Below are 13,689 nucleotides of genomic sequence, written 5' to 3'. Positions count from 1 at the left end.
TTGTCGTTTAAAGTGAAACTGACATTAGCATATTTTTTGCGCAGCAAAAAAAACCACCTGCCGCAGTAGCGGTAAATTGCGCCCGGATGCCCGGGTTATCAGCCCAGCCCCCACCCGGGTGCATCATTGGCTGCGCTGCTGCATTGGCAAAGAGACGCTGGGCCGGCGCTGTCTGCTGCTTGCTCAGGTTGGCCTGACAGCTTGTTTTACCTGCTGCCAGGCAGCTTCCATTTGCTCCAGGCTGGCTTGCCCCACTGGCGTGGCGGTATCAGCAAGCTTTGCTTCCACAGCACGAAAACGTTGTTCAAATTTTTGATTGGCCTGGCGCAGCACAGCTTCGGGATCCAGGCCGTGTTTGCGCACAACGTTCACCATGGCAAACATTAAATCGCCAAGCTCATCCACAAGTTCAGGGCTGCCCGACTCCGTTTGTTCCACTTCCAGAATTTCTTCTTTCACTTTGTCCCAGCAGCCGTCCACCGAAGGCCAGTCAAAACCCACCGTGGCGCAGCGTTTTTGCAGTTTATAAGCACGGCTTAATGCCGGCATGGTATTGGGCACATTGTCGAGAATACTGTGAAGACCGGCTTTTTTACGTTCGTTGCTTTTCAGGTTTTCCCAGTTTTGCAAAGCGGCGCCGGCGTCTGCGGCACCTGAGGCTGAGTGTGCAGCAGATGCAAAAATATGCGGATGGCGGCGGGTCAGTTTGTCGCAAATGGCGGCAACACAATCGTGAAAGGCAAACAGGCCCTGCTCGCTTGCCATCTGGCTGTAAAACACCACCTGAAACAACAAATCGCCGAGTTCATCTTTTAAATCGGCAAAGTCGCCGCGCTCGATGGCGTCAGCCACTTCGTAGGCTTCTTCAATGGTATAAGGCTTAATGCTTTGAAATGTCTGCGCTTTATCCCAGGCGCACCCCTGCTCCGGGTGGCGCAGTGTTGCCATAATGGCCAGCAAATCATCAATAGGTTTAGACATACAAATTCCACAAATAAGCAGGCCCGCCAGCGGGCGGGCCTGGGTCAGCTCAAAAATTTATTGTGACCTTTTGGCTTCAATCACATCGTCAATCAAACTGACTTTGGTCAGCAATTTATTCAGTGAATCCAGGTTGTACAGCTCAAGCGTCATGTTGATAGTGGCGGTTTGCCGCGCTACATCCGAATTACTGCTCATTTTCAGTACATTGGCTTTTTCATTGGCCAGAATACTGGTGATATCGCGTAATAAACCGTTGCGATCATGCGCTACAATACGGATATTCACTTCGTAACCCGACGCATATTGATCGCCCCAGGTCGCTTCCACCACCCGCTCCGGATGTTGTTCCAGCAGGGTTTTAAACTGCTCACAATCGTCACGGTGCACGGCAATACCACGGCCCTGGGTGATATAACCAATAATGGCATCACCCGGCAACGGCTGACAACAACCGGCCATATGGGTCATCAGATTCCCAACCCCCTGCACCACCACATGGCTTTTTGCCGGGGCTGTGGTCATCGGTTTGGTTTTAAGTCTGGGGTCAATGTCAGGCGGTGACGCCTTGGCATATTGACTCTGAATATAATGCACCACCTGGGTGACTTTAATCTCGCCGCCACCAATACCAACCAGCAGCTCTTCCAGCGAGTTCACATTAAAATGCTGGATCACTTTGACCGGCTGGTCCATTTTCAGGTTGAGTCTGGATAATTCGGTTTCCAGCAACTCTTTGCCGGCAGCGTAGTTTTTATCCCTGTCCTGCAGACGGAACCAATATTGCACTTTAGAGCGGGCACGGCTGGACTTTAAATAACCCAGATGTGGATTGAGCCAGTCGCGGCTTGGGTTGGGCTCACGGCCGGTTAAAATTTCTACCTGATCGCCGGTTTTCAGCTGATAGGTAAAAGGCACAATACGGCCGGAAATTTTCGCGCCAATACAACGATGACCGACATTGGAGTGCACATAATAGGCAAAGTCGAGCGGCGTTGAGCCAAGCGGTAAGTCCACAATATCGCCTTTAGGCGTAAACACATAAACTCTGTCTTCGGTGACCTGATTACGCAGCTCTTCGGCCAGCGACGAATCCACCACTTCTTCCTGCCAGGCCAGAATTTTGCGCAGCCAGCCAATTTTTTCATCCAGCGCGCCTTCACGGCCAGCATGCCCGCCTTCTTTGTAACGCCAGTGTGCAGCAACCCCTAATTCGGCATCATCGTGCATCTGACGGGTGCGGATCTGAATTTCCACAGGCCGGCCCTGCGGCCCCAGCACCACGGTATGAATCGACTGGTAACCGTTTTGTTTGGGGGTGGCAATATAATCGTCAAATTCTTTGGGCAAGTGCTGCCAGGAGGTATGCACTATGCCAAGCACGGCATAACAGTCCTGCACTTTTTCGGTGACAATACGCACAGCACGGATGTCATACAGCTGGTCAAACGCCAGATGTTTTTTCTGCATCTTTTTCCAGATACTGAAAATATGTTTAGGCCGGCCGTACACTTCCACATTCAGGTTTTCGTCTTTCATGCGCTGGCGCACAGCATCGACAAATTCCTGCATATATTGCTCACGCCCAAGGCGTTTTTCTTCCAGTAAACTGGCAATCTGTTTATAGGTTTGCGGATGCAGATAACGAAAAGCTAAATCTTCCAGCTCCCATTTCAGCTGACCTATCCCTAGCCTGTTGGCCAGCGGCGCAAAAATAGCATTGGTTTGTTTGGCGGCCAGTACCCGGGTTTCTTCATCCGCGTTTTTTACATCACGCAGATAACAAATTTGTGCCGCCAGTTTAATCACCACAGCGCGCACATCTTCCACCATGGTCAGCAGCATTTTGCGCAGGTTATCGGCCTGCTGCGGGTTTGGCGTTTGCCCAGGCCCCACCGGAATGGTGCGGATTGCTTCCATTTGTTTCACTGCCGCCAACATGGTCAGCACAGCTGGCGGAAATAAATTGTCGAGCTCTTCACAACTTAAAATGCCGGCTTCAATCAGCGGGAATAATAATGCCGAGGTCAGTGCGTCTTTGTCCATCCGCAAATCGGCCAGAATTTCCACCATCTCCCAGCCGGTGCGCACCTGCGGGCAAGTGGCTTCGGTAAAACCATGTTGCTGCAACCAGTGTTCGGTCTCAAGCAGGCTGCTGATTTTACTGTCCGGCAAACCAAGCGAACTGAGCCAGGCGGTGGTTTCACCCGGGTTATATTCGGTGCTGTGGGAATGCCGGATAGTGACCATAACTTACTGCCTCGTATGCGAAAATAACGCCATCAACTCCAGATGGCTGGTGTAGGGAAACATGTCCATCAGACCAATTTTGCTTAAACTATATCCTTTGCCAAGCAATACTTTTGCATCCCGGGCAAAAGTCACCGGATTACAGGACACATAAAGCACAGTCTCTGGTTTTAACCGCGCCACTTCGTCAATAGCCCCGAGCGCGCCGGCTCTGGCTGGATCCAGCAACACTTTCTGGTAAATATTCTTATTCCACGGTGCTTTGGGCCAGGCTAAATGCAAATCGGCCTGGGCAAAGCTGGCATTGGCAAGCCCGTTAAGCTGCGCGTTGTCTGTGGCGGTTGTCACCATTGTTGCAACACCCTCCAAGCCTACCACCTGTGCCGCCTGCTTTGCTAATGCCAAACTGAAATTACCTATACCACAATATAAGTCCAGCACTTTGTCGGTGTTTTTCAGCTGCAGCCAATCCAGCGCCTGCGTTACCATTTGTTGATTTACCGCTTCATTCACCTGAATAAAATCAGTCGGCGCAAAGGCTAAGGTTAAACCCTGGGCTAATTGGTACTGGGGTTGTTGTGGCTCGCCCCAGAAACAGAATTCATCACTTTGTGCTTCGCCTATCCAGCAAGCTTCAGGCCAGGCTTGTTGCAGCAAACTTTTATCTTCAGCACTCAGCGCTTTGATGTGCCGCACCACGACAAAAGCCTTGCCTGCGGCGTCCAGCACCTCAACATGGGTAATGGCAGTGCCGGCTTTCAGTCTGGGCAGGGTTTCACTGAGCACCTTAAATACCGGCACAATCGCCGGACTAAGCACCATACAGTCACTGACAGGGGTAATTTCTTTACCGCCCTTACGGCGAAAACCCACCACAAATTCGTTGGTTTTTTTCTCAAACCAGACACCAATTCTGGCTTTACGCCGATAGCCTGTTGCGGTGCCTGTTAACATCGGCTGCCATGGCAATACATCAAGCTTAAACTGATGTTTCAGATGCTCATCAAGCGCTTGTTGCTTCAGGATGCGGGCGTTTTCTGCACTGACATGGTGCAACTGACAACCACCACATTCACTGGCAAAACGGCATAAAGGTGCAATACGCTGTTCAGATGCTTTGAGTACTTTTTGTACTTCGGCTTTGAGGTATTGTGGCTTTTGTTCTGTTACTTTGACTTTGACGGATTCGCCTGGCAAGGCGCCGTCAACAAAACAGATTTTCCCCTGATAAAAAGCGATGCTCTGACCTTCAGCGTCCCAACGCTCAATAGTCAGATCCAGATGTTGTGGGCCTTTTGGGGTTTTAGCTTTTGATTTATAAATAGTTACCATAAAAAATATTGGCCTTTGGCTGCCTTATTTCCTGCCTTTTGCCCGCCGGGCTTGGGTAGGTTTTTTAACGGGCATGTGTCATGATGGCTGTTCGAAGGACCATTGTAGCAAGCAGCGCTGAAGATGACGAAGATTGGTTTACGCGATTGGATTCTGCTGATCACTTTAGTACCCACTTTATTAATCAGTCTGGGGTTGGGTGGTTATTTTAGTTTTGCCCGTTACCAGGATGTGCAACATTATCTGGAAGAACAGGCCAGTAATATTGCCGAACCGCTGGCGATTGCCAGTGAAGAAGCGCTGCTAAACAACAACAAAGCCTTACTGCAACGGCTGCTCAATCTGAGCCATCGGAAAAACTCACCGCTGGTTAAAAGTATTGCCATTTTTGACCGCCAGCACAATCTGGTGGTGACCTCCAACTATCACAAAGACTTTGCCAGACTCAACCATATTGCCAGCCAACCCTGGCCCGATCACAGCGAAATTCTCGATGATGGCAAAGCGCTGATTATTCTGGTGCCTGTGTTGCCGGAGCAAACCGACAGCGATAACCCGGCAGAGCAATCCCCGGCGGCGCAGTCTCCGGCTCTGGGCCTGGTACTGCTGGAGCTGCAAAAAGACAAAGTTTTGCTGGCGCAACAAAGTTCTTTGCTGGTGTCGCTGCTGATTATTCTGCTTGGCATGATGGTAGGGCTGGCGCTCAGTTTAAAGCTGGTTGGCCGTCTGACTACACCGATGCAACAGCTGATTAGCCTGACCGAAAAACTGGCTGAAGGTCGTTATGCCAGCAAGCTGGAACAACCTTATTTTGGTGAGCTGGATCAGATGCGCCTCGGCATTAATCAGCTGGCCACTCAACTTAAAGAGCTGCAGGATGAAATGCAGCACACCATAGAGCAGTCCACCAGCGACTTAACCCACACCATGGAACAGCTGGAAATGCAGAACGTGGCGCTGGATATGGCCAGACGTAAAGCGCAGGAAGACAATAAACTTAAATCTGAATTCCTCGCCAAAATGAGTCACGAGCTACGTACACCACTAAACGGCGTCATCGGTTTTACCCGTCAGCTGTTAAAAACCCAGCTGTCGCACCATCAGCAGGATTATCTCAATACTATTCAGAAATCGGCCAACAGCCTGCTGACCTTAGTAAACGACGTATTGGATTACGCCAAGCTGGAAGAAGGCCGGATGCCAATTAACCCTGAGCCTTTTTCACTGCGTGATTTAGTCAATGATTCGATTGAACTGCTGGCCGCCAATGCTTTTGAAAAACAGCTGGAACTGGCGCTGCTGATTGATCCGGATTGCCCGGATGACATTATCGGCGACCCGCTGCGCATTAATCAGGTGCTGATGAATATTGCCGGTAATGCAGTGAAATTTACCGAACATGGCAGCATTGTGATTCGGGTCAGCGGCAGCGAGTATAACGACGACAAAACCCTGCTGCATTTTTCGGTGCAGGATACCGGTATTGGTATTCCGCAGGAGCAGCAGGAGCAGCTGTTTTATGGTTTTTCCCAGGCCGACGGCAGCATAGGCCGGCGTTATGGCGGTACTGGTTTAGGTTTGTTTATTTCCCAGCGACTGGTGGAGGCTATGGGCGGCAGTATCGGCTTTGACAGCCAGCCGGATCAGGGGTCGACCTTCTGGTTTACCGTGTCGTGCCGGCGCCATCCGCTGCCGGTGTCTGAAGGGCTGCCGGTGCAGCTGCTGGCCGGTAAAACAGTGCTGTATATTGAACCTCAGCAGTTTTCCCGTGAGGCCACTTTGTCGCTGTTGAACAGCTGGGGCATGCAGGTGTCGTCCTGCGCCACGCCAAGCCAGGTGCAACAGGCGCTGGCCAGTCAGCCACATTATGATATGGCCATTATTGGCCGGGCTGTGTCGCTGGATCAGGTGAATCAAATTGTGGAGCTAATCCGTCAGCTCAATCAGTCCTGCTCTTATATTTATCTGCTGGTTAATACCCTGTCACCAACCTTACGTGAAGCGCTGCTGCAAACCGGCGCCGAAGCCTGTTTATCCAAACCCGCCCATCAGCGCAAACTGGCTGCTGCGCTGGCGCGGCCTTATCAGCAGTTGCATGAACTCCCGAGCAAACTGCCAGCCCCCCCAAAAAGCAAACTGCGGGTGCTGACGGTGGATGACAACGAAGCCAATCTGAAACTGATTAACGCTTTGCTTGGCGAACTGGTGGAAAGTATCGACTCCGCCACCAACGGTGCTGAAGCGCTGCAAAAAGCCTCACAATTTCATTACGACGTGATTTTTATGGATATTAATATGCCGGTGATGGATGGTATTACCGCCTGCCAGCGTATTCAGCAAAGCTCAATTAACGAAGCCACCCCTATTATTGCCGTGACAGCCCATGCACTGGAAGGCGAACGTGAACGCCTGATGTTGCTTGGTTTTAGCGAGTTTTTAACCAAACCTCTGGATGAGCAGATGCTGCATTTTGCGCTGAAAGAATGTTGTGCTCATACCGGCCCGGCGCCGGAACGGGATCCACAGCAGTTGGTGCAGGAATTGCCTTATAGCCGGCATCTGGACTGGGAACTGGCACTGCGCTGCGCCGCCGGTAAAGTGGATCTCGCCAAAGAGCTGCTGCAGATTTTTCTCGCCAGCCTGCCTGCCACTCTGACCGAAATGGAAAGCCTGATGCGCAGCAAACAGGTGGAACCTTTTATTCAGCTGGTGCATAAACTGCACGGTGCCAGCTGTTACACCGGGGTGCCGCATATCAAACAGCTGACCGAGTTGATTGAAACTGAACTGAAACACGGCAAAACCATGGAACAACTGGAGCCGGAGTTATTTGAACTGCAGGACAGATTACAATCTTTGCTTACCGAAGCTGCAGGCTGGGTCTGGTAAAGCAGCGCACTTTATCAGCCCTCAGCCGCCATTTGCCGAAAATATGCGGCAATACCCGCAGCGGATCTGCATTATTCACCACATCAAAGCATCACTGATCAGCAAACTTATCAATCAACAACCCTATTTATCCATGAACTGAGTACAGGTAAATTTATGAAATTCACCCGCTTATCTGCCAGTGCGCTTGCCGTTGGCTGCGCTTTATTGTCTTCTTCCGCCCTGGCGTCGCTGCAATTTAACTTCAGTGACAACACAGCAGCAGAAGTGCAAAGCCAGTTGCTGTTAGTGTCCGAACAAAGCCTTAGCCAGAACGAACACCCACAGCTGCAGGATGCTCTGGCCAAAGCCTGGCTTAGCAGCGAAAAATTTACCGGCAAAAAAGGCACTCAGCTGGAGCTGCGTCTTGGCAATGCGCCCACACAGCGCCTGGTATTACTTGGCCTTGGCGACAGCAGCAAACTCAGCCACAGTGACATTCTTACACTTGGCGCCGACGCCGCTGCTGTGCTTGCCAAAAACGACAGCACCGCCGTTAGCATCGACACCAGCGCCCTGACCCACAGCAGCGTCGATGCCACGAAAGTCGCCACTTTTGCCCAGGGACTGGAGCTGCGCTCTTACCGTTTTGATAAATACAAAAGCAAAAACAGCAAAACAGCACTGAGTCAGGTGCATCTGCTGGCCGAACATCCAACACAGAGCAAGGTTGCACTCGACAAAGCACAGGCGCTTAACAGCGGTGTGTTTCTGGCACGGGATCTGACCAATGAGCCGGCCGAAGCTTTAACGCCACAAACTTTTGCCGACGCCGCACTGCAGCTGGAAAAACTGGGAGTAAAGGTGCAGGTCCTGGATGAAAAAGCGCTGCAAAAAGCCGGTTTAGGTGCCCTTTATGCCGTGGGCAAAGGCAGCAACAGACCACCAAGGCTGGTGATTGCCCAGTGGCAAAACAGCAACAAAGCGCCGCTCGCTATTATCGGCAAAGGTATTACTTTTGACACCGGCGGTTATCATTTAAAAACCGATGGCGAGTCGATAGTACGGATGACCAGCGATATGGCGGGCGCTGCTGCCGCCCTTGGCACCATTAAAACCCTGGCTTTGCAAAAAGCACCGGTAAACGTGGTTGCTGTGATGGCGATGGCCGAAAATATGATTTCGGATAAAGCCATGTTACCGGGCGACATTATTAAAACAGGCGCCGGCTTAACAGTGCAAATTACCAGCACAGACGCCGAAGGCAGGTTAGTGATGGCTGACGCGCTCTGGTATGCCAATCAGCAGTTTAAACCAAGGGCTATGGTCGATATCGCCACCCTGACCGGTTCTAAAGTGGGGGCTCTGGGTAGTTATTACGCCGGACTTTTTTCAGAAGATGAACAACTGGTGCAACAACTGACAGCGGCAGGCGCCAAAGTGAATGAGCCGCTGTGGCGTTTACCGCTTGGGCCGCAGTTTGCCAGCGAAATGAAAAGTGAACTGGCCGATTTACGCAACACCGGCAAAACCACAGGTGCTTCAACAGCGGCCTGGTTCCTGCAACAGTTTGTTGGTCAAACCCCCTGGGCGCATATCGACATTGCCGGTAATGCCCTTGCCAGCAGCGACAAAGGGGTGCAGGTCACAGGCGCCACAGGTTTTGGCGTGCAGTTACTGACCGAATGGGCACTGACCCAGCCATAACAATGGCAACATCCAGATCACCGGTCATCCTATAGATAAAAAAGCCCTGTGCAGCTTGAATGCACAGGGCTTTTTTAATCACCTTGTTGTCTGTCAAAACCGGGCTTTGTCAGACAACAATATCAGGATTCAAAAATGACAGTGGCACAGGCAAAAGCCTGCTCGTCGCTGATCGACAACCAGCAGTGTTTCACCCCGAGTTTTTCTGCTAGCACTAAGGCTGCATCTGTTAACTGCAACTGCGGCCGGCCAAATTCGTCATTGCTGATAGCAAAATGCTGAAAGGAAATCCCCCGCCCTATGCCTGTACCCAATGCTTTGGCCGCCGCCTCTTTGGCGGCAAACCTTTTGGCAAAATAACGCACCGGCTGTTTATGCTGCTGATAAATCGCCCTTTCGGCCTCGGTCAGCACCCGCTCAACCAGCCGTGGGGAGCGCTGTAAACTTTGCTCAATACGGCAAATTTCCACAATGTCAGTGCCAAGCCCGAGGATGGCCATTAGCGGCGCGCCTCCACCATTAACCTTTTCATTTCAGCAACGGCCGGGCCTAAACCGGTAAAAATAGCCCGGGCGATCAGCGCATGACCAATATTCAGCTCATACATCTGCGGAATGGCAGCAATGGCCTGCACATTGTGAAAATGTAAACCATGGCCGGCGTTCACCACTATGCCAAGCGATGCGGCATATTCTGCGGCAGAGCGGATCCGCTCAAGCTCAGCCAACTGCTGTTTAGGGCAAGTGGCGTCGGCATAAGCACCGGTGTGAATTTCAATATAAGGTGCACCTGCTTTGGCAGCAGCAGCAATTTGTGTGAAATCAGCGTCAATAAATAACGACACCAGAATGCCGTCGTCAGTCAGAGTTTTTACTGCACTTTCAATATGGCTAAAATGCCCTGCCACATCGAGGCCACCTTCTGTGGTCAGTTCCTGGCGTTTTTCCGGCACCAAACAGCAAAAATGTGGTTTGAGTTTGCGGGCAATCGCCAGCATTTCGTCAGTGACACCCATTTCAAAATTCAGTCGGGTCTGAATAGTGTCTTTTAATAAAAACACGTCCCTGTCCTGAATATGGCGGCGATCTTCACGTAAATGCACTGTGATACCGTCGGCACCGGCCTGCTCGGCCAATAAAGCCGCATGTACAGGTTCAGGATACTGGCTGCCGCGGGCCTGACGCACAGTGGCAACATGGTCGATATTTACGCCTAAATAAATGGGTTGCATCATAAGTCTCCGGGTTGCAGCAGGTTTCAGCTACTGCATCTCACTTTTAAAACTATCGGTTAAACAGGGCCCGACTGGCAAGCGGTTGATTGCCAAGTAGCGGTTGTAATAAATAACGGCACAGTTGTTTGGCAACACGCAGTGATTCGTCATGCCATTGGCCGCGGGCTATTGCCATTAAAGCCTCCCCCGGCCAGCCCACACCATGCTGCCTGCCGTTGGCATCGATAAAACCTGTGCGCACTAACCCGGCTTCAACCTGCCACTGATACAGGCCATCAACAGCCAGCGGTTGTTGCTGCGCATCAAAGGTCAAATCCACCGGCACACCCAGTTCGCTGAGCAGCATGAATTCAAACCGGCGCAGCACCGGCTGCAATAACCCCGGATGCGGCTGGGCAGCGGCTAAATCCAGCAAACTTTGCTGATACAGGGCAAATAGATGCTCACTTGCCACATCCTGCGGCCAAATGCGGCACAGCAGCTCGTTGATATACATAGCACTAAATAAAAAGTTACCCTGAAATTGCAGCGCCGGTTGCTGTTCTTCCAGTGCCCGCACTGTTTTTAATTCACCGCGGCCGGTAAGTTGGACGGCCAATAATGCAAAAGCGGGCCAATTGCTGCGCCCGCCTTGTTTTTTGCCGGGCCGGCGTGCCACTGCACGCAAACGCCCTTGTTCAGGTAACAATAAATCCAATAACAGCTTGTCGTCGCGAAAGGCTCTGCTGTGCAGCAGATAAGCGGGACTAAAGCCTGTGGTCATTAATCTTCGCCATAACCCAAGCTGCGCAGTGCCCGCTCGTCATCGGCCCAGCCAGATTTGACCTTGACCCACATTTGCAGAAATACCGGTTGTTCAAACAGGTCTTCCATATCTTTGCGGGCTTCAGAGGCGATAGTTTTGATCCGTTCACCGGCTTTACCTATCACCATGCGTTTTTGCGTGTCACGCTCCACCAGAATCAGCGCAGCAATGTGGTAGTGTTTTTCTTCCCACTTAAAACGCTCAATTTCTACCGTGACCGAATACGGCAGCTCGTCACCCAAAAAGCGCATCAGCTTTTCACGCACAATTTCGGATGCCATAAAACGTTGTGAGCGGTCAGTGATGTAATCTTCCGGGAAGAAAAACTCACAAGGTGGCAGGTGTTTATGCACTATGTCACGCAGCGCGGCCACATTGGTGCCTTTTTCTGCCGAAAGCGGCACTATTTCCACAAAAGACAGCTGAGTGCCAAGCCATTGTAAATGTGGCAATAACTCTTCTTTGTCTTTGTACAGATCCACTTTGTTCACCACCAGGATCACCGGTTTGTTGGCGGCAATCAACCGGTTTAACACCATCTGATCGTCTTCCAGCCAGCGGGTGCCCTCCACCACAAAGATCACCAGCTCCACGTCCAGAATTGAACTGGCAGCTGCTTTGTTCATCAGTCGGTTAATCGCACGTTTTTCTTCACTGTGCAGGCCTGGCGTATCCACATAGACCGTCTGGTATTGACCCACAGTGTCGATGCCAACAATACGGTGGCGGGTGGTTTGTGGTTTTTTTGACGTGATACTGACTTTCTGGCCAATCAGCTGATTGAGCAAAGTGGATTTACCCACATTAGGCCGGCCAACAATAGCCACTAAACCGGCAAAAGTTTCGCCGGCGGTTTCAGGAATATTATTTGTCATGGGTAAGCTGTTCCAACACCAGGTTCGCGCAGTCCTGCTCGGCCTTACGGCGTGAGCTGCCACTGGCAATAATAGGCTGCATGCCAGCCACTGTACATTTTACGGTGAAGGTTTGATCATGGGCTTCTCCCATTACTTCAATCACTTCGTATTGGGGTAACGCCATTTTGCGGCCCTGCAGATATTCCTGCAGTTTGGTTTTGGAATCTTTTTGCACGCCGGGTTCAATGACCGTCAGGCGCGAACCAAACCAGGCCAGGATCCGTTCTTTGCAGGGCTGGGCGCCACCATCTAAATAAATGGCACCTAAAATGGCTTCTACCGCATCAGCCAGAATAGACTCACGGCGAAAACCACCACTTTTTAACTCACCTGGCCCCAAGCGTAAAAATTCAGACAGCTGCAGCTCTTTGGCAATCTCAGCCAGGGTGACCCCTTTGACCAGGGATGCCCGCATCCGGGTTAAATCACCTTCCCGTGTTTTCGGGAAATTCTGATACAGCGCTTCGGCGATGACAAAACTTAAAATGGCATCCCCTAAAAACTCCAGCCGTTCGTTATGTTTGCCTTTACAGCTGCGGTGGGTCAGCGCCTGTTCCAGCAGCTCAGGCTGCACAAACTGATAACCCAGACGTCGTTGTAATGGCGCTAAAGAAACTTGCATGCCTACCCTTATTCAATCCGGCCTAAACGTTCAAAGCGAATGCCAACTGGCACCCAGCCTGGAATGGCACTGTTCGGATCCTCATTAAATTCAAAACTCATCCACTTAAACACCGCTTTGCCCACCAGATTCTGCTCTGGTACAAAACCCCAGAACCGGCTGTCGCGGCTGTTATCGCGGTTATCGCCCATGGCAAAATAATGGCCGGCTGGCACCACAAATTCTGTAGTTTCAGTACCAGGCTGGCGGTAATAGTTATGAATAGGCTCAGGCAGCATGGCATTTTGCAGAATGTCATATTGTTTGGTTGGGCCTTGTTCAGTAAAACGTTTCAGTGGATAAGGGCCTAAGAAAAATTCACCTTCCGACTGCAATTCCTGATGCATGGGTTCCAGCACAGGGCATGGCTGATTCAGGTTTTTATCACAGGCTTTCTGGATATATAACTGTTTGTTTTTATAAACAATACGATCGCCAGGTAAACCAATAATACGTTTGATGTAATCCACATTCGGCTGCTCCGGATATTTAAACACCGCCACATCACCATGTTCAGGTTTACCGGTTTGAATTAAGGTAGTGCGCCAAATCGGGTCTTTGACATCGTAAGAATATTTTTCCACCAGAATAAAATCACCAACCAGCAGGGTTGGCATCATAGAGCCGGATGGAATCTGGAAAGGTTCGTATAAAAAAGACCGGAAAATGGTGATCACGGCAATTAACGGGAAAATCGACTGCGCTGTTTCCGCGATATAAGACTGAGGCGCAATTTGTTGTTTCACTTCTTCAGACAAGGCGGTGCCGGCTGCGGCTTCCGCCTGCGCCAGTTTCATTTTGCGTTTAGGCGCCAGCACTAAAGCATCAAACAACCAAATTAAACCGCTGCCGACCGTTAATGCCACTAAAAATATTGCAAAATAACCTGCCATGAAAAATCCAATCCTCGTTGCTGTCTCTGATATCTCAGCTT

Annotated in this window: 11 protein-coding genes; 2 read left to right on the top strand and 9 right to left on the bottom strand. The window is 50.9% G+C overall.

Annotated elements, in window-relative coordinates; all coding sequences use genetic code 11:
- Positions 1-183: 183 nt before the first annotated feature.
- Genes mazG through rlmD form a run of 3 tightly spaced genes read right to left on the bottom strand, consistent with a single transcriptional unit; the run spans position 184 to position 4,563 of the window.
- The gene (mazG, locus tag V7P87_RS03950) at positions 184-981 is read right to left on the bottom strand and encodes a nucleoside triphosphate pyrophosphohydrolase (RefSeq protein ID WP_333796260.1); all 798 of its coding nucleotides are present in this window, start codon (positions 979-981) and stop codon (positions 184-186) included.
- Positions 982-1,038: 57 nt separating this feature from the next.
- Positions 1,039-3,231, bottom strand: a complete 2,193-nt coding sequence (relA, locus tag V7P87_RS03945) for a GTP diphosphokinase (protein ID WP_333796259.1) — start codon at positions 3,229-3,231, stop codon at positions 1,039-1,041.
- A gap of 3 nt (positions 3,232-3,234) precedes the next feature.
- The gene (gene rlmD, locus V7P87_RS03940) at positions 3,235-4,563 is read right to left on the bottom strand and encodes a 23S rRNA (uracil(1939)-C(5))-methyltransferase RlmD (RefSeq protein WP_333796258.1); all 1,329 of its coding nucleotides are present in this window, start codon (positions 4,561-4,563) and stop codon (positions 3,235-3,237) included.
- A 123-nt stretch (positions 4,564-4,686) separates the two neighbouring features.
- Here rlmD and barA point away from each other — a divergent pair, with 123 nt between their 5' ends.
- Both barA and V7P87_RS03930 read left to right on the top strand, forming a co-directional pair.
- Positions 4,687-7,452 carry a two-component sensor histidine kinase BarA gene (barA, locus tag V7P87_RS03935; protein WP_333796257.1) on the top strand — a complete coding sequence of 922 codons (2,766 nt, stop codon included), beginning with the start codon at positions 4,687-4,689 and terminating at the stop codon, positions 7,450-7,452.
- A gap of 156 nt (positions 7,453-7,608) precedes the next feature.
- Positions 7,609-9,138, top strand: coding sequence for a leucyl aminopeptidase (locus V7P87_RS03930; protein WP_333796256.1), 1,530 nt, complete (start codon positions 7,609-7,611; stop codon positions 9,136-9,138).
- A gap of 122 nt (positions 9,139-9,260) precedes the next feature.
- On the opposite strand, the gene acpS is transcribed toward V7P87_RS03930, so the two are convergent.
- The 6 genes from acpS to lepB are packed head-to-tail and all read right to left on the bottom strand — an operon-like array spanning position 9,261 to position 13,648.
- Complete coding sequence (gene acpS / locus V7P87_RS03925; RefSeq protein ID WP_296295829.1) at positions 9,261-9,638, bottom strand: holo-ACP synthase; 378 nt, start codon at positions 9,636-9,638, stop codon at positions 9,261-9,263.
- Complete coding sequence (pdxJ, locus tag V7P87_RS03920) at positions 9,638-10,369, bottom strand: pyridoxine 5'-phosphate synthase (protein WP_333796255.1); 732 nt, start codon at positions 10,367-10,369, stop codon at positions 9,638-9,640. Before pdxJ ends, acpS begins: the two co-directional genes overlap by 1 nt.
- Positions 10,370-10,421: 52 nt before the next feature.
- Positions 10,422-11,135 (bottom strand): DNA repair protein RecO, encoded by a 714-nt coding sequence (gene recO, locus V7P87_RS03915; RefSeq protein ID WP_333796254.1) that lies wholly within the window; start codon positions 11,133-11,135, stop codon positions 10,422-10,424.
- Positions 11,135-12,052, bottom strand: a complete 918-nt coding sequence (gene era / locus V7P87_RS03910) for a GTPase Era (RefSeq protein ID WP_296295825.1) — start codon at positions 12,050-12,052, stop codon at positions 11,135-11,137. The genes recO and era overlap by 1 nt, the downstream gene beginning before the upstream one ends.
- Entirely contained in the window at positions 12,042-12,716 is a 675-nt protein-coding gene (gene rnc, locus V7P87_RS03905; protein WP_296295823.1) for a ribonuclease III, read from the bottom strand. Before rnc ends, era begins: the two co-directional genes overlap by 11 nt.
- Positions 12,717-12,724: 8 nt before the next feature.
- On the bottom strand, positions 12,725-13,648 hold the full coding sequence (gene lepB, locus V7P87_RS03900; RefSeq protein WP_296295822.1) for a signal peptidase I: 924 nt from the start codon (positions 13,646-13,648) through the stop codon (positions 12,725-12,727).
- Positions 13,649-13,689: the final 41 nt, after the last annotated feature.

This window comes from Rheinheimera sp., from assembly GCF_036782235.1.
Lineage (GTDB): Bacteria > Pseudomonadota > Gammaproteobacteria > Enterobacterales > Alteromonadaceae > Pararheinheimera.
This window is presented reverse-complemented; position numbering and strand designations above follow the sequence as displayed.